The 16,281-nt window shown below is 69.9% G+C and carries 16 protein-coding genes; 5 read left to right on the top strand and 11 right to left on the bottom strand.

What is annotated here, in order from left to right:
• Window positions 1-8: 8 nt before the first annotated feature.
• The 8 genes from AQI94_RS41870 to AQI94_RS41835 form a co-directional block, all read right to left on the bottom strand.
• Entirely contained in the window at window positions 9-806 is a 798-nt protein-coding gene (locus tag AQI94_RS41870) for an alpha/beta fold hydrolase (protein WP_031059663.1), read from the bottom strand.
• An 8-nt stretch (window positions 807-814) separates the two neighbouring features.
• On the bottom strand, window positions 815-1,039 hold the full coding sequence (locus AQI94_RS41865; RefSeq protein WP_318658139.1) for an MbtH family protein: 225 nt from the start codon (window positions 1,037-1,039) through the stop codon (window positions 815-817).
• A gap of 128 nt (window positions 1,040-1,167) precedes the next feature.
• Window positions 1,168-2,967 carry an ABC transporter ATP-binding protein gene (locus AQI94_RS41860; protein WP_234438859.1) on the bottom strand — a complete coding sequence of 600 codons (1,800 nt, stop codon included), beginning with the start codon at window positions 2,965-2,967 and terminating at the stop codon, window positions 1,168-1,170.
• A 377-nt stretch (window positions 2,968-3,344) separates the two neighbouring features.
• On the bottom strand, window positions 3,345-4,046 hold the full coding sequence (locus AQI94_RS41855) for a response regulator transcription factor (protein WP_062230338.1): 702 nt from the start codon (window positions 4,044-4,046) through the stop codon (window positions 3,345-3,347).
• On the bottom strand, window positions 4,043-5,347 hold the full coding sequence (locus AQI94_RS41850) for a sensor histidine kinase (RefSeq protein WP_225890415.1): 1,305 nt from the start codon (window positions 5,345-5,347) through the stop codon (window positions 4,043-4,045). The genes AQI94_RS41855 and AQI94_RS41850 overlap by 4 nt, the downstream gene beginning before the upstream one ends.
• Window positions 5,348-5,468: 121 nt before the next feature.
• The gene (gene vioD, locus AQI94_RS41845) at window positions 5,469-6,584 is read right to left on the bottom strand and encodes a capreomycidine synthase (protein WP_031059646.1); all 1,116 of its coding nucleotides are present in this window, start codon (window positions 6,582-6,584) and stop codon (window positions 5,469-5,471) included.
• 27 nt (window positions 6,585-6,611) lie between these two features.
• The gene (gene gntD, locus AQI94_RS41840; RefSeq protein WP_037945324.1) at window positions 6,612-7,613 is read right to left on the bottom strand and encodes a guanitoxin biosynthesis L-enduracididine beta-hydroxylase GntD; all 1,002 of its coding nucleotides are present in this window, start codon (window positions 7,611-7,613) and stop codon (window positions 6,612-6,614) included.
• A 255-nt stretch (window positions 7,614-7,868) separates the two neighbouring features.
• Window positions 7,869-8,879: a hypothetical protein gene (locus tag AQI94_RS41835; protein WP_037945325.1), complete on the bottom strand. Its 1,011-nt coding sequence runs from the start codon at window positions 8,877-8,879 to the stop codon at window positions 7,869-7,871.
• Window positions 8,880-9,395: 516 nt separating this feature from the next.
• Between AQI94_RS41835 and AQI94_RS41830 the strand changes: the two genes are divergently transcribed.
• On the top strand, window positions 9,396-9,887 hold the full coding sequence (locus AQI94_RS41830) for a Rieske (2Fe-2S) protein (protein WP_031059639.1): 492 nt from the start codon (window positions 9,396-9,398) through the stop codon (window positions 9,885-9,887).
• A gap of 51 nt (window positions 9,888-9,938) precedes the next feature.
• Here the strand turns inward: AQI94_RS41830 and AQI94_RS41825 are convergent, their stop codons facing one another.
• A complete protein-coding gene (locus AQI94_RS41825; protein WP_031059636.1) occupies window positions 9,939-10,472 on the bottom strand; it encodes an AAA family ATPase in 534 nt (177 codons plus the stop codon).
• Between the two features lie 257 nt (window positions 10,473-10,729).
• Window positions 10,730-11,422, bottom strand: a complete 693-nt coding sequence (locus tag AQI94_RS41820; protein ID WP_037945323.1) for a TetR/AcrR family transcriptional regulator — start codon at window positions 11,420-11,422, stop codon at window positions 10,730-10,732.
• Window positions 11,423-11,475: 53 nt separating this feature from the next.
• On the opposite strand from AQI94_RS41820, the gene AQI94_RS41815 reads away from it, so the two are divergent.
• Window positions 11,476-12,594, top strand: a complete 1,119-nt coding sequence (locus AQI94_RS41815) for an FAD-dependent oxidoreductase (RefSeq protein WP_031059629.1) — start codon at window positions 11,476-11,478, stop codon at window positions 12,592-12,594.
• 354 nt (window positions 12,595-12,948) lie between these two features.
• Window positions 12,949-13,956, top strand: coding sequence for a carbon-nitrogen hydrolase family protein (locus tag AQI94_RS41810; RefSeq protein ID WP_031059627.1), 1,008 nt, complete (start codon window positions 12,949-12,951; stop codon window positions 13,954-13,956).
• 212 nt (window positions 13,957-14,168) lie between these two features.
• On the opposite strand, the gene AQI94_RS41805 is transcribed toward AQI94_RS41810, so the two are convergent.
• On the bottom strand, window positions 14,169-15,182 hold the full coding sequence (locus AQI94_RS41805) for an NADP-dependent oxidoreductase (RefSeq protein ID WP_031059624.1): 1,014 nt from the start codon (window positions 15,180-15,182) through the stop codon (window positions 14,169-14,171).
• 103 nt (window positions 15,183-15,285) lie between these two features.
• Here AQI94_RS41805 and AQI94_RS44900 point away from each other — a divergent pair, with 103 nt between their 5' ends.
• Window positions 15,286-15,534 carry a hypothetical protein gene (locus AQI94_RS44900; RefSeq protein WP_158806486.1) on the top strand — a complete coding sequence of 83 codons (249 nt, stop codon included), beginning with the start codon at window positions 15,286-15,288 and terminating at the stop codon, window positions 15,532-15,534.
• A gap of 34 nt (window positions 15,535-15,568) precedes the next feature.
• Window positions 15,569-16,141 (top strand): TetR/AcrR family transcriptional regulator, encoded by a 573-nt coding sequence (locus AQI94_RS41795; RefSeq protein ID WP_031059617.1) that lies wholly within the window; start codon window positions 15,569-15,571, stop codon window positions 16,139-16,141.
• Window positions 16,142-16,281 lie beyond the last annotated feature (140 nt).

Below are 16,281 nucleotides of genomic sequence, written 5' to 3'. Positions count from 1 at the left end.
CTGTGTTTCTAGTGCGTGTCCAGGAATTCGATGATTGCCTTGTTGACCTCGTCGGGGCGTTCGAGATAACCGAAGTGGCCGCAGTCGGGAATCTCGACGTAGTCGCATTCCGGAATGGCGTCGGCGACTTCGGCGGACAGGTGGGGCGGGGTGACGAAGTCGTCGGCGAAGGCGATGACACGGCAGGGTGCCGTCACCTCCCGCAGTGCCTTGCGGCGGTCCTCGTCGGTGTCGATCCAGGTCTGGCCCGGGGACGCCTCGCCGCCGGAGAGCCGGAACGTCTCCAGCCACAGGGATACGGCCTTGTCGTCGTTGATCGTGGCCGGCGAGAGCATCTGCAGCACCGACATGGCCGCTTCGTACTCGGCGGGCAGCTTCACCCCGCTGTCCAGCAGGGCTCGTTCCGCCCGTCCGAGAGCCACCCGGACGGCGTCCGAGCGTGCCTTGGTGCCGATCAGGACCGCGCACCGGACGAGGTGCGGCCAGCCGATCGCGAGTTCCTGCGCGATCAGCGCTCCCAGCGAGGTGCCGACGATCCGGCAGGGTCCGGCGTCCAGTGCCTCGATGAGGCCCTTGGTGTCGGCGACCATGTCGGCGAGGCTGTACTTCCCGGGCGGGATGTCGGAGGGGGCGATGCCCCGGCTGTCGAAGGTGATGGTCTGGTAGCCGGCCTTGGTGAGCGCGGGGGTCTGGTGCAGGGTCCAGACCCGACCCCCGGCCGAGGAACCCATGATCATGAGCACTCGTTCACCGCGGCCCGACCGTTCGTAGGAGAGCCGTATGCCGTTGGTGAATACGTGCGGCATCCGGTCGCCTACTGCTCACCGTCGAGCGCGAGGCGCAGGCTCTTGGGCCGCATGTCGGTCCAGGTCTCCTCCAGGTACTGGTCGCACTCCTCCTTGGAGGCGCACACCCCGGTCTCCTCCCAGCCGCCCGGCACGTCGAGGTCGGCGGGCCACAGCGAGTACTGCTCCTCGTGGTTGACGAGGACCTTGAACCGCTTTCCGGGGGTCTCGAAGTCGAAGCTCACAGTGCGCACGACGGTCTCCTCTTGACGAATGTTCACCACGAAGGACATGGCCATTTCCGGGCAGGGGTGGTGCACGGCGTGGAACGGTGAATCGGGCACGGGCCGAGGGACAGTACGGCCCGGTCCGCGGGGCGAGGTCAGCTCGCGGTGCCCGCGGGGTCGGGTGCGGTCGCCTTCGCGGCGGCCGGCTGCCGGGCGAACTGCGTGTGGTACAGATCCGCGTAGAGGTCGCCGGCGGTCAGAAGCGACTCGTGGGTGCCGCGCTCGCGGATCCTGCCGCCGTCGACGACGAGGATCTGGTCGGCCTCGCGGATGGTGGACAGCCGGTGGGCGATGACCACCGAGGTGCGGCCCGCCAGCGCGGTCTTCAGGGCCCGTTGGATCGCGGCCTCGGACTCCGAGTCCAGGTGGGCGGTGGCCTCGTCGAGTACGACCACGGGCGGTGCCTTGAGCAGCAGCCGGGCCAGTGCCAGACGCTGCTTCTCCCCGCCCGACAGACGGTAGCCGCGGTCGCCCACGACGGTGTCGAGACCGTTGGGGAGGGCCGCGATGTGGGTCCAGATCTGTGCCGCCTCGCAGGCCTCGACGAGTTCCGGTTCGGTGGCGTCGGGGCGGGCGTACAGCAGGTTGTGGCGGATGGTGTCGTGGAAGAGGTGGGCGTCCTGGGTGACGACTCCGACGGTGTCCTGCAGCGAGCCGAGAGTGACGTCGCGCAGGTCCTGGCCGCCGATCCGCACCGCCCCCGCGACGGGGTCGTAGAAGCGGGGCATCAGGTGGGTGATGGTGGTCTTGCCGGCGCCCGAGCGGCCGACGAGGGCGGTGAGTTTCCCGGCGGGTGCCCGGAAGCTCACCTCGTCGAGGACCCAGGCGTCGTCCTCGCGCTCCTCGGCGGGCCGGGCGGTCGACTCCAGGGAGGCCAGGGAGACGTCGGCGGCCCTCGGGTAGCGGAAGGAGACCTTGTCGAACTCGACCTCGGGCGCGGTGGTGCCGTGTGCCGTGGGTCCGGTGCGCAGGGAGGTGGCTCCGGGACGTTCCTTCACCAGCGCGTCCAGGTCGAGGATCTCGAAGACACGGTCGAAGCTGACGAGGGCGGTCATGGCGTTGGCCTGCACGCTCGACAGCTGCTGGATCGGGGTGTAGAGGCGCCCGACGAGCGTGACCAGGGAGACCAGGGTGCCGAGGGCGAAGGCGTCGTCGATGACGAGGAGGCCGCCGACGCCGAAGAGCAGGGCGAGGGTCACCGAGGCAGTGAGGCCCATGACGATGCCGAGCATCTGCGCGGTCACATTGGTCTGCACGCCGATGTCGCGGACGCCGCGGGCCCGTTCGGAGAAGTGGGCGACCTCGCGCTCGGGGCGCCCGAAGAGCTTGTTGAGCATCGCGCCGCCGACGTTGAAGCGCTCGTTCATCAACGAGCCCATCTCCGCGTTGAGTTGCATCGTCCCGCGGGCCAGGCGCTGCATACGGCGGCCGATGATCTTTCCGGGGATGAGGAAGAAGGGAACCATGAGCAGGGCCACGAGGCTGAGCTGCCAGGACAGGTAGAACATGGCGGCCAGCACCAGGACCAGGGTCAGCACGGTGTTGACGGTTTCCGCCATCAGTACGGTGATGGCCTGCTGGGCACCGATGACGTCGGTGTTGAGCCGGCTGACCAGGGAGCCGGTCTGGGAGCGGGTGAAGAACGCCAGCGGCTGCGCCTGCACATGCCGGAACACCAGGGTGCGCAGGTCGTACACGAGGCCCTCGCCGATCTGCGCGGAGAGTCTGGCCTGGAAGTACTGGGTCAGCGCGTCGAGGAGGGCGAGGCCGAGGAGGGCGGCGGCCACCGCGATGACGACGTCGGTCTTGCCCGGGACGATGCCCTTGTCGATGACGACCCCGAACAGCAGCGGGCCGGCCGCGGTGACGACGGCGCCGATTGCGGACGCGGTCACCAGGAACAACAACGGCCACCGATAGGGAGTCGCGAACGGAGCAATTCTTCCCACTGTTCCGGGGCGAATTCCCTGGGATGTCTGCGGCCGGTCGGATTCCGGGCCCATGTCCGGCAGTTCGTCGGGATTATCTCCCGCCGGCGCCTGCACCGTCACTTTCACAGCGAACCTCTCCTCACGGGATTTTCTCGCGTATTTCCTCACGGCACAGCTTCGCTCGGCTGCAAGCATCCCCGAGGGCGACCGAAGGTGGCAACGCGTTCAGTTCCCGGCGGATTCAGACGGATTCAAATGCCGCAGCGCCGCAGTTGAACACCGCGCAGTGATGTCTGTCCGCCATGTGTGAGGGCCGGTGCGGGACTCCGTCGGCGGCCCGGTTATTCGGCTTTCCGCGTGCGCGGCACGACCAGCCCGGACTCGTACGCCGCGATGACGGCCTGGGTGCGGTCGCGCAGCCCCAGCTTGGTGAGGATGCGGCTGACGTGGGTCTTGACCGTCTCCTCGCCCACGACGAGACGGGCGGCGATCTCGGGGTTGGACAGGCCCTCGGCGATGAGCAGCATGACCTCGGTCTCACGGGCCGTGAGGTCCCGCAGGCCGGCCGGGGGCGCGGTCTCGGCCTTGGCGGGCATCAGGGCGAACTCGCTGATGAGCCGGCGGGTGATGCCGGGCGCGAGGAGCGCGTCCCCGGCGGCGACGACGCGTACGGCGTCGAAGAGGCGTTCCGCCGTGGCTTCCTTGAGGAGGAAGCCGCTGGCGCCGGCGCGCAGGGCGTCGTAGACGTACTCGTCGAGGTCGAAGGTGGTGAGGATGAGGACGCGCGGAGCGCCGTCGGCGTCGGGCGCGGCGCCGACGAGTTGCCGGGTGGCCTCGATGCCGTCCATCTCCGGCATCCGGATGTCCATCAGGACGACGTCGGGGGACTTCTCGCGGCAGACGCGCACCGCCTCGGTTCCGTTGGACGCGGTCTCGACGACGGTGAAGTCGGGCTGGGAGTCCAGCAGCGCGGCGAAGCCGGTACGGACCACCAGGTGGTCGTCGGCGATGACGATCCGGATCGGCGCGGAGGGGGTGCTCATGAACTCTCTTCCGTTGTGGCTTCCGGGCCGGGTGCCACCGGGGTCGGCACCCGGGAGGCCCTGCCGTCCGGTGCTGCGGGAAAGCGCGCCTCGACGCTGAACCCGCCGCCCGCGGAGGGACCGGTACGCACGTCTCCGCCGACGGCGGCGGCGCGTTCCCGCATGCCGAGCAGTCCGTGTCCCCCGTCCGTGGCCGCGTGCGGCGGGCCGGGTCCGTTGTCGCGGACCCGCAGGTGCAACACGTCGTGGGCGTAGTGCAGTTCGACATCGACGGCGGCGCCCGTGGCGTGCTTGCGGGCGTTGGTCAAGGACTCCTGGACGATGCGGTAGGCGGCGAGCTCGACGCCGGGGTCGAGCTCGCGCGGGGATCCGCTCAGGATCAGCCGGACGGAGGTCCCGGACGCCGTACGGGCCTCGTCGAGGAGTTCGTTGAGCCGCCGCAGGTCCGGCTGCGGTCGGCGCTCCCCACCGGTGACGGACTCGGTGTCCTCGCGGAGCACGCCGAGCAGGCGGCGCATCTCGGTGAGGGCGGCCCGGGCGGTGTCGCCGATGCCGAGCAGTCGTTCGGCTCCCTGGGCGGGCATGCCGGCGGTGGCGACCCTGGCGGTCTCGGCCTGCACGGCGATCATGGAGATGTGGTGGCCGACGACGTCGTGGAGCTCCCGGACGATGCGGGCGCGTTCACCGCGGGCCGCGTTCTCCCACTGGGTGCCGGCCATGACCTCGCGGACGGCGGTGTGTTCGCGCAGGTGTGCGCGGGTGCGGCGGGCGAGTCCCGCGAGAGCGGCCGCGGGGGCCAGGGCCGCGAGCAGGACGATCCGGACGCGGTAGGCGGTGTCGTCGGAGGCGGGCAGCGCCAGGGCGAGGAAGGGCGCCCCGCACAGCCCGGCCGCGAGGACCTGTCCGCTGCGGGCGAGCCGGTACTGGGCGACGAGCTGGGCGGCGATGCCCGCCAGGGTCAGGGTGTGGAAGATCGTGAGCGAGCCGATGCTCGCGGCGGTGACGGTGAGGCCGGCGGTCAGGGGCCGCAGCAGGGCCAGCGGCAGGGCGGTGGACAGGCAGAGCAGGCCCACGATCATCGTGAACTGCACTCCGGTGGAACTGCCGTCCCGGGCGGCCGTGGAGGCGGTGTCCGCGAGGAGGCGGGGGATGGACCCGTGCGAGGCCACGAACTCCACGAGTGACTCGGCGACGGCCAGCAGGCCCAGCGACACCGTGACGATGATCCGTGCGCGAGGGTCCGCCGAGACCCGGCGTCGCGTCCCTGTCCAGGCGTCACGCCAGGCTGTCGCACGGTTCACGCGGGTCATTATGGCAGTCGCGGCCGGGCGGGAACGTCCCCTGCGACAGCGATGGCGCCGTCCCTCGCCGGAGGGGCGGCGCCATCCCCCCACAGAGGGATCACCGGGGGTCGGAGCACGTTCAGCGGCGGGCCTGGGTCAGCGCGTCCGCCAGGCGGTCCAGCCCTTCGGTGAGCTGTTCGGCCCTGCCGCCGAAGCCGACGCGCACATGCTGGGGGTGTCCGAAGCAGGAGCCCGGGATGACCAGCACGCCCCGCTTCTGGAACAGCTCGTCGCAGAACTCGTCCGTGTCGCCGAGCCCCTTCAGCCGCGGGAACGCCGTGACCCCGCCGGCCGGGGCCGCGAGGGAGACGAGGTCGGGGTGGGCCGCCGCCCACTCCAGCAGGGTGGCGCGACCCGCCGCGGCCTGCTCCAGTCGCGGCCGGATGAACGCCTGCGCGTTGTCCAGGACACCGAGGGCCATGAGTTCGACGAGCGGTGAGACGTGCAGGGTGGTGTAGTCCCGAATGCGCACGCACTCGGTGAGCAGGGCAGGCGGCGCGACGCACCAGCCGAACCGCAGGCCGGGCAGCCCGAACGCCTTGGAGAAGGTGCCGAAGCCCACCGCCCGGTCGTACAGCGCCGGGGCGCTGGGCAGCGGAGGCGCGTCGTAGGTGAGGTCGGTGAAGGCCCCGTCCCAGAGCACGTACGCGCCGACGCCGTCGGCGATGGCGAGCAGCCGGTGCAGCTCCGTCTCGGTGAGGGTGGCTCCGGTGGGGTTCTGCGGGAAGTTGACGATGATGGCCCGGGTGCGCGGGGTGACCAGCGAGGCCAGTTCGTCGAGGTCGGGCCGCCAGTCCCGCTCCGGGTCGAGCCACCAGGTACTGATCCGGCAGCCGAGTGCGGTCGCGTACTCGCTGAGCAGGTGGTAGCCGGGTTCCACGACGACGACCTCGTCGCCGGCCTGGAGCAGCGCGCTCAGCACGAGGGAGATGGCCTCCCCCGAGCCGCTGGTCGTCATGACATGGTCGGGTTCCACGCCTCCGACATGGCGTGCCACCGCGGCCCGCACCTCGGGCGCGCCGAGGGAGTAGCCGTCGTCGAAGACGAGACGGTCGACGTCGGCGTGGCGCAGTCCGGTGAGCGCCCGCAGTTCCGCCATGGAGTAGGAGTGGACGCCGCTGGAGCTGATGTCGATCTCGGCGGTGAAGTAGTAGTCACGCAGCCAGTCCTCAAGGGGCGCTGATCGCAGTCTCATGGGGTCACCTCGATGTCGGTGGCGGATTCAGCGGCTTGCCCGGACCGCCCTGGCGTCCCGGGCGGCCCGGGACTTGCGGAGGTCGCCGGTGACGTTGATGCGCTTCAGCCAGCGGTCGGTGCCGTCGTGGCGGGCCTTGAAGGGCTTGCGGCCGTGGACGACACGGAAGTTGTCGAGGAAGCAGAAGTCGCCGCTCTCGAGGACGACGTCGAACATGACCTCGTCCATGGCCTTCACCAGGGCGTCCAGCGCGAGACGTGCCTCGTCGTCCTCGTCGTCGACGCGCATGAAGTAGGGGTCGGCGCGCAGATAGGGCTGTTCCGGGTCGCCGAAGAGGACCGCCACCCGGTCGGGGTCCGTCTGCATTCGTTCGATGGTGTCGAACGCCCCTGCCGTGGGCCGGGAGTTGTTCTTGCCGAGGTGGGACTCGTCGGGGCAGATGACGAACCGCTCCTGGAAGAGGACCTCCCGCAGGTCGTCAGGCAGCCGGAGCTCGTCGGCGTATCCGACTGTCGTCGCGGCGCCGTAGGGGTTCCGCAGGCAGGCGAAGGAGAGAAAGTCCCCGCGCAGCGGGTGGAAGGCGTCCTCGGTGTGCCAGGTGAGCAAGGCCTCGCTGCTGGAGCCGAGTTGTTCGTGCTCGTGGCCCTGGATGGGCACGATGTCGTGGATCATCCGGCCGTCCTGCTGGGTGGCCCAGCAGAACGGGTCGCCGAGCAGGGAGCTGTACAGCATGAGGAGCAGTTCTTCCCGGTGGGCGGGGGACGGCCCGGTCCGGTTGCGCCAGTGGGACGGGGTGGATCCCAGCCGGGTCTGGTCGACGCGGTAGCCGGAGACGCACAGCACGCCCGACAGCTGTTCCAGGCGGAAGGCGTTGAGGTGGAGGCGGATCCGGTTGGGGAGTTCGTGGGCCAGTACGGTGGCCCGGTGCAGGGCGTCCTCGGTGTCGAGGGTGACGAACGCGTCCGCGCATTCGTCGAGGAGTTCGTCGACTGCGCTGATCTCCACCGGATCGAGTTCCAGCCTGTCCATTCTGGTGTTCCTCTCATGCCGTGATGCGGCGAATTTTCGGATACGCCGTCGAGAAGTTCTCTTCGGCCCGTTGAGAAGGTGCTGCCGACGAGTCGGCCCGTTTCCGGACACGGTCGGTCGCGATCCTTCGACATCGACATCCGCACAAAATCCGATTGCTGTGTGCTCTGCGCTGCCGTAGCGAACGCTGCTTCGCACTCCTCACCGGGCGATGACGGTTCGTTCCGTGACGTCGCCGGTCAGAGCAGGAGCTGGCTAGGTCAAGAATTCCTGGTAGATCCTTCCCGCCACTGCCACGTCGTGCAGGGACATGCCGAAGGGGTTGACGATGATGCGGTCGGTGGCCGCGGTGCGCCCTTCCGCGGATCCGTCGACGAGGTCGCACAGTTCGGCGGTGACCTCGACGGCGGGCCGGGCAGGGGCCGGGGTGTTGGGGTCGCGGTGCCGCGGCGGCGGCAGGACGTCCCCGGCGCGGTGCATCCTGCCGAGGATGCGGGTGGTGTCGGCCGCCACCAGGCTCCAGTCGTCCACGACGACCTGATCGGCGGCGCTGAGCGCCTCGGGGGTGAGGTCGTCGAGCGACACGTTGACGACGACGGCCCCCTCGGCGATCCAGTCGGCGGGAATGTAGCCGCTGGTCGTGGTGGTCACGGGGATGACGAGATCAGCCTCGCGAACGGCCTGCTCCGCGGTGGCGGTGACGTCGAAGGCGACCGTGCGATGGGTGTCGCCGAGCCGTTCGGCGAGGTCCGTCGCGCGCTCCCGGACCCGGTCGTGGAGGCGGACCTGCCGGACCGAGGGCCATCGGCGCAGCGCCAGCTCCAGGTGGGCCTCGGCCAGTGCGCCGGCTCCGACTACGGCGACGGCCCGCGCGGGTGCCGCCCACAGCAGTTCGGTGGCGAGCACGCTGACGGCCGCGGTCCGCCCGGCGGAGATGTGCGCCGCGTCCAGGGCGCACACCGGCCGGGCGGTGGTGAGGTCGAAGAGGAGGATCAGGCCACCGGCACGGGCCAGTCCCCGAGCGGGGTTGCCCAGGCTCGCGTTGATGACCTTCGTGCCGGCGATCCGCCGGCCGTCGATCTCCACCAGGCCGGGCATGTTGAGGCTGCGGCAGGCTTCGCCCTCGTCGTTGGTCCACCGCAGGCAGCTCTCCTCGGGCAGCACGGTACGGCCCGCCGCGTGCGCGAGGAACACCTCACGCACGGTGCCGACGACATCGGTCTTCTCCAGGAGTGCCGCCACGTCCGCGTCGGTCAGTTGCAGCATGGCGCGGACCACTCGACGTACGTCGTCTCTCGCACGGTCATGAAAACCCCCTGCCGGAGCGCGGGCACAAAAGCAGAACGGCGGGAGAACGGAAGTCCTCAAAGACCGGCGCATCGGGCGGAATTCGGCTGCCCGGGCCAACGGCTCGTCCTCACCGCACAGCACTATGACCCGGCGTCCGGCAGGCGAACAATATTCGGCACTGCCCACGTGTTCGTTCAACTGCGGCCCCGCGCCGGTTGGACGCACGGTGCCCTGACTCCCGCGGGGTGACCGGGCTGGACGTCCTTGACATCTCGTCCGCTGCATTGTGAGCATGCCGCGGGGCGTGGACTGCCCACGGTTCCGTGACCGTTCCGGAAATGGCCGAAGTGCGACGCGACGTCCGATGGAATCCCACGATCACAGCCGCCGACGATCGCTACGGTGGACTGAGTGGACTGAGCAATTCACCTCCCGATGCCGGGTGGGGCCGTCGCGCCCGCCCGATTCGATCCGAGTGACAGGAAGTGACGCATGGCCGACCCCTCCGGCATCGCCGGACCTCGCACCCGCCGCACCGTCATGGCGGGGGCAGGAGCCGCCGGCCTCGCGGCCGCACTGTCCGCGTGCGGCACCAAGGAGAAGGAAAGGGGACCGGACCTGAACCCGGGTCAGGACGGATCGTCCCCGTCGCAGAGCGGCGAACCGTCCGGCACCGCTTCGGGTTCCTCCGGCGGCGGCGCGGAACTGGGCAAGGCGTCCGACGTCCCCGTGGGTGGTGGCCTGATCGACCGGGAGGCGAAGGTGGTCGTCACCCAGCCGACCGAGGGCGATTTCAAGGCGTTCTCGGCGGTCTGCACCCATCAGGGCTGCACCGTCACCTCGGTGGAGAACGGCGCCATCGTGTGCCCTTGCCACAAGAGCAAGTTCGCCGTCGCGGACGGCAAGGTCATCTCGGGCCCGGCGCCCCGCCCCCTGCCGTCGGCGGACATCACCGTCACGGACGGCACCATCAGGCTCGCCTGAGCCCCGCAGCCCTGGTTCGGCAGGTCCACCGAGGACGACGTCCGGCCCTGGTCACCGGTCCACAGCGGGCAGGTGCGCCAGGCCGGTGTCGAGCATGATGCGGTCGACGGTCTCGTGCAGGACGCTGTCGGCGCCGATGACGGTCTCGACTCCGCCGGGCAGCAGATCGCGCGGCCGGTACCAGTCGCGCAGCTGCGTCTCGCTGACGTCGTCGGCGATCGGCTTGGTGGCGTGTCGGGCGAGGGTCTCGCCGAACGGTACGTCCAGGTAGTAGTGGTGGGTCGGGCCGCGGTGGTCGGCGCGCACCTCGGCGAGCATGTCGCCGTAGCGGTCGGCGTACAGGATGCCTTCGATGACGACGTGGAATCCGGCGTCCAGGGCGTAGCGGGCCGTCAGACCGATCAGTCCGATGTTCGCGGCGCCGGGCCGGTCCCGTTCGCGGAGCACGATGCGGCGGAGGTTGTCCTGGCCGACCACGGCCAGGCCGCGGCCGAACCGCTCGCGCAGACCCGTCGCGACGGACGACTTCCCCGAGGCACTGTTGCCACGCAGCACGACCAGCCGGGTTTCTTCGGTGCCCACCATCACGTCGGCCACGCTATCGGCGGCCGTTGTCGGCGCCGGGGCGTTCAGGAACGGAGACACCCCGACAGGTGACCTTTTCCCGTCACCTCGCGTCCTCGTGTTCGAGGAGACCCGGAGGCGTGTGAGGAGACCGAGGACGCTCACGAGGCAGCGCCCGCGGGCACCCGGTCGTACTCGCTCGGGGTCACCCACCACCGTCTCCGAGGATGTCCTCGGAGACGGAGACGGAGACGGAGACGGGTTCGGACACGAACGCGTCACGCCGACGGCGGGGTGAGTCTGGTGGCCACGGCGTCGAGGACCCACTCCAGGCCGGTCGTGAAGGAAGTCTCGGCATCCACGTCCGTGCCGTCGTGCACCGCCTTGGCCAGCGCCGGGAAGCGGCCCGTGGCCAACATCTTCGTCACATGCGGGCCGGACGCGCGCTGCCAGTCGCGCTTGGACAGGCCGGTGACGCGTTCGGCCCGGAGGTTCGCGATCTCGCGCCTGATCGCGCCGGTGAAGTAGGCGCTGACGGTCTCCACCGCGCGCATGACGGTGTCGATGTCGGCCAGGCCGTCCAGGGCGGCGAGTTTGGCCTCGGTCACGGCGAGGCCGTTCGGGCCCAGGGCCGGGCGGCCGCCGAGCAGGTCGGCCAGCCATTCGTGCCGGAGAGCGGTCTGCCTGGTGCGCAGGGCGAGGGTGCGCAGCGCCTCCCGCCAGTCACCGGGCTGCTCCTCGGGGAGGATCTCGGTCTGGACCTCGTCCACCATGAGGTCGAACAGCTCCTCCTTGGTGGAGATGTATCCGTACAGTCGCATCGGGCCGGCGTTCAGCCGGGCCGCGACCTTGCGCAACGACACCGCCTCCAGCCCGCCCTCGTCGGCCAGCGCGATGGCGGCGGCGACGATCCGCTCGCGGTCGAGCGGCACGGGGCGAAGAGGCGGCTCCGGCCTGTCCCACACAGTCATGGTCCCACCGTACTGTTGCAATACGTCGTCACGAATCAATACAGTGTATCGACATGAGACATCGCATCGCGGTGGTCGGGAGCGGTCCCGGCGGCCTTGCCTTCGCCCGCGTCCTGCACCGCCATGGCCACCCCGTCACCGTCCTCGAACGCGATCCCGGCCCCGACGCACGCCCTCCGGGCGGCACGTTGGATCTGCACGAAGGACTCGGCCAACTCGCGCTGGACAAGGCGGGACTGCTGACGGGGTTCCAATCGCTGTCCCGTCCCGAGGGCCAGGCCATGCGCATCCTCGACACGGACGGGACGGTCCTGCGCGACTGGCGCCCCCGTCCGGATGACCGGGCCCATCCCGAGATCGATCGCAGGCAACTCCGTGACCTGCTGCTCGACCCTCTCGACGTCCAGTGGGGCCGGAGCGTGACCCAGGTGGTGCCGGGGCCGACCGGAGGGGCACAGATCCATTTCGCGGACGGGCGGCAGGAGTCGTTCGACCTCGTGGTCGGCGCGGACGGCGCCTGGTCACGGACCCGCCCGGCAGTGTCACCGGTGACGCCGCACTACACCGGCGTCACCTCGTTCGAGACCTTCCTCGACGACGTGGACACCCGCCACCCCGACCTCGCCCGGTTGATCGGCGACGGTTCGGTGGCTGCGTACGGGGCGAACCGCTCCCTGGTCGCCCAGCGCAACAGCGGCGGCCACGTCAAGGTGTACGCCAAGTTCCGCGCACCGCTGGACTGGCACACGAACCTGGACCTGGCCGACGTGGAGGCCGTGCGGGCGAGCCTGCTGGCCCTGTTCGACGGCTGGGCCGCTCCCGTCCTCGACCTCCTCCGCCACGGCACCGTTTTCATCCACCGCCCCCTCTACACCCTGCCCGTGTCCCACACCTGGACCCACGTCCCCGGAGTGACGCTCCTGGGCGACGCCGCCCACCTGATGCCCCCGTTGGGGGCGGGCGCGAACCTCGCGATGCTGGAAGGCGCCGAGCTCGCCGAGTCCATCGCCACCGGCGATGGCGATCTGGACGAGGCCGTCCGCGCCTTCGAGGAGCGGATGTGGGCGCGGGCCGGGCGATGGGCGCAGATCACGACAGCCGGGCTGGAACGCCTCGTGAGCCCGGACCCGGCCGAAGCCCTCGCCCAGTTCGACGCGGTCCAGTCATCCTGACCGCCGGCGCGAGAGCACCGGCCCCGGCGTCAGGGCCGGCCCCGGCAGCTCGTCATGACTTCACGGGACTGCACGTGCGACAAGTCCGTGCCGGGCGCGCTGTGTTGGACTGATGCGTTCCCCGCCGGCAGCCGGACGTTCGCCGGTGCGCTGCACGCACTGGGGAGTTGTTGACGGAGTCTGCGAGCGGCGGCATGATGACCGACTGCGTGGCCTACGCCGAACCTCCCGCGACCGTCCCCAGCACGGTCTCCCGTCGGAGGCAAAGGGACCAGCGTCTCAGGCCGTTGTTGCAGCCCGATCGCCTCGGGCGAGGTTGCTGGGGAGCTGTCGCTCCAGGCGTGGAAGGCCGCGATGACCGCCCGTAGGAACTTCAAGCGCCAGGTGCGTGCCCGCGCCGCCAAGACCGGCGAGTCCTACACGTCCGCCCTGCGGCACTTCCTTCCGACTCCCCCAGGAGACGTCATGCCGGAAGCAGGGAACATCAAGAGCGTACGTCTCGCCGTGGCGCAGAGTCCCGTACGCGAAGACCCCCGAGACGGTGAAGCGCTGCGCGAGAGCGGACGTGAGGTCCGTGCCCTGATGCGCGAGGCGCGTGCGCGGGGAGCGCGGATCGTGCACTTCCCTGAAGGCGCGATCTGCTTTCCCAGCAAGCTCGTCATGTCCGTCGACGGCCCGGACGCGGTCGGCCCCGCGGACTGGGACCGGTGCCAATGGCGGGTGCTGCAGTCGGAGTTGGCCGCGATCGCCACGTTGGCCGGCATGTTGCGGTTGTGGACGGTGATCCCGTCGGTGCACCGCCTGAGCGAGCCGAACCGCCCGCACAACAGCCTCTACGTCATCTCCGACCGCGGCGAGGTCGTCACGCGTTATGACGAGCGCCTGCTGTCGAGGACGAAGGTCTCGTACATGTACTCGCCGGGCGTCTCACCCGTGACCTTCGAGGTCGACGGTGTGCGCTTCGGCTGCCTGCTCGGCATGGAGATCCACTACCCGGAGCTGTTCGCGGAGTACGAGCGACTGGATGTCGACTGCGTCCTGTTCTCCACAAGCGGCACCCCGGGCAACACGGCCGCACAGGCCCAAGGCCACGCCACGGTCAACAGCTACTGGGTCAGCCTGTCCGTGCCCACGCGGCACCCCACGCCGTCCGGCATCGTCGCCCCCAACGGCGACTGGCTCGCGCGGTGTCCCGGGGACGGCTCGCCCTCGGTAGCCGTCGTGGACCTCGACGACAGTTCCGAGGCCGCCGCCGACGCGGTGACCTACGGGCGTCCCTGGCGTCGTGAGGCGCGCGCGGGCATCTACACCGAGCACCAGGTGAACGACCCGCGCAGCGAAGACCGGACAGCGGCTTTCTGACTCCAGCGACAGATCCGAGGGGTTCGCGTGCCCGGGACGACTCCCGGGCACGCGAACCTCTTCCAGCATTCCCCGGCGGGCAGCACTCGTGGAGATGAGCTGCCAGGCGGAGCCGGCCCAGCCGCGCGGCGACTCCGAGGCTTCCGGTGGGGCGGTAGGTACGGGCGGGGCGGACCTTGGTGCGATCGCCGCAGGCCTACCGCCGGCCGACCTCAGTGGATGTCGGACGCCATCGACACCACGACCTTGCCGGCCTTGGTGCGGCCCTGCTCGACGTGTGCCATCGCCTCCAGCGTCCGGTCGAACGGGAACACCCGGTCGATGACCGGGCGAAGCTGCCCGCTGTCGTACAGGGCGCCGAGTGTGCGCAGCTGGGAGCCGTTGGCCTGCATGAAGAAGAACTCGTAGCGCACACCCAGCTTCTTGGCCCGCTTGCGGATCTTGCGGCTGAGCAGGTTCATGAACACCCCCATGAACGACGGGGCACCGAGCTGCTTGGCGAACCCGGCATCCGGCGGACCTGCGACCCCGACAGCGAGGCCGCCCTGCTTCAGCACGGTCAGGGACTTCTCGAGGTTGGCCCCGCCGAGGGAGTCCAGCACGACGTCGTAGCCGGACAGGACCTTCGAGAAGTCCTCCTTGGTGTAGTCGATGACGACATCGGCACCGAGGCTCCTCACCAACTCCCCGGTCCGGCTGTTCGCGGTCGTCGCCACCGTGGCGCCAAGATGCTTGGCGAGCTGAATGGCCGTAGACCCGAGGCCACCCGCACCGGCATGGATGAGCACCTTCTGACCCGGCTTCACACGGGCACGGTCGACGAGGATCTGCCAAGCGGCCAAGGCCACCAGCGGCACCGCGGCCGCCTCCTCCAGGGTGAGCGATTCCGGCTTGGGCGCGACGTCGTCCTGGTCGATCGCGATGAGCTCGGCGAAACCGCCGATCCGCAGGTCACGCGGCCGGGCGAATACCTCGTCGCCGGCGTTGAAGTCGCGTACGGCGGAACCGACCCGTGTCACGACGCCGGCCACGTCATGGCCGAGCACGAACGGAGCCCTGTACTTCAGGAGCTGTTTGAACTCTCCGTCGCGGACCATCTTGTCCAACGGGTTGATGCTGGTGGCACTCACCCTCACCAGGACGTCTCGGTCCCCGACCGTGGGCTCGGGTACATCTGCGGCGGACACGCCGTCCTTGCCGTACTTCTCGACGACGAATGCCTTCATGTCAGCCAACCTCTTCGTGATCTTGTCGATCGTCTCTCAGTGGTCCAAGTGATGGGCGGTACGGATCTCCCCGTCGGCCCTCAATCCGTCGCAGGAGAGATCCATGACCACCCTCGCGACGAGGCAGCAGGCCGACGTCATCACCGGTGCCTCACCGGCTCTCGCCCACCCCGACCTGGGCGAGCGGGTGCGCGTCGACACCCCGTGGAACGCCGCCGCTTCCTCCACCTTCCACGGCTGGCGGCGCCGTCGGCCACGCCCGGCATTACTGACGACGGCACGGCGACTCCACCATTACCTGTCGATCGTAATATTACATGCATCAGACAATAGATTAGTATGGGGTGCCTGACAAAGGCCCCGGCAGAGCGAATGGAGGCAACCCTGTGGCGCGCTACACCAAGGAGCACAAGCAGGTGACGCGGCAGCGGATCATCGAGAAGGCCGGGCAGCGGTTCAAGCTGGACGGGATCGACGGATCCGGTGTCTCCACGCTCATGTCGGATGCCGGGCTGACCAACGGGGCCTTCTACGCCCACTTCGACTCCAAGGACGACCTCGTCGCGAACGTCGTAGCGGACCAACTGCGCGCGCAGGTGGAGCGGTACGACGCCTTGCGGCCCGGCCGCGCGGGGCTCGAAGACCTCGTTCGCGAGTATCTGTCGCCCGAGCACCGGGACCACCCCGACGTCGGCTGCCCCTCCGCCGCCCTGCTCGACGAGATCGGCCGCTGCGAGGACGGGGCCAAGCAGGCCTACACCGATGGCGCCAAGGCCATCGTCGACGAGATCGCCGCCCGCCTGACACCCGAGGATCCGAAGTCCGCTCGCGGCAAGGCGCTCGGCCTGTTCACCATGCTGGTGGGGACGTTGCAGCTGTCCCGCGCGCTCTCCGACCGCAAGTTCGCCGACGAGGTCCTCGAACAGGGCATTGCGAACGCCCTCGCATTCATGCGGTGAGCGCGTCGGACACTCCGCGGAAGGCAGGCCGACGGCCACCTGAGCCGTGACGTGCCGCGCACGCGCGGGTTTCGGGCCCACCGGGACGCCCGTGCGTGACGGCTGACGATCTCCCGTGGGGCCGCCCCAGCCGCCCCCAG

Source organism: Streptomyces pseudovenezuelae, assembly GCF_001513955.1.
Lineage (GTDB): Bacteria > Actinomycetota > Actinomycetes > Streptomycetales > Streptomycetaceae > Streptomyces > Streptomyces pseudovenezuelae.
Note: the sequence above shows the minus strand (reverse complement) of the source record. Positions and strands in the feature narration are given on the sequence as shown.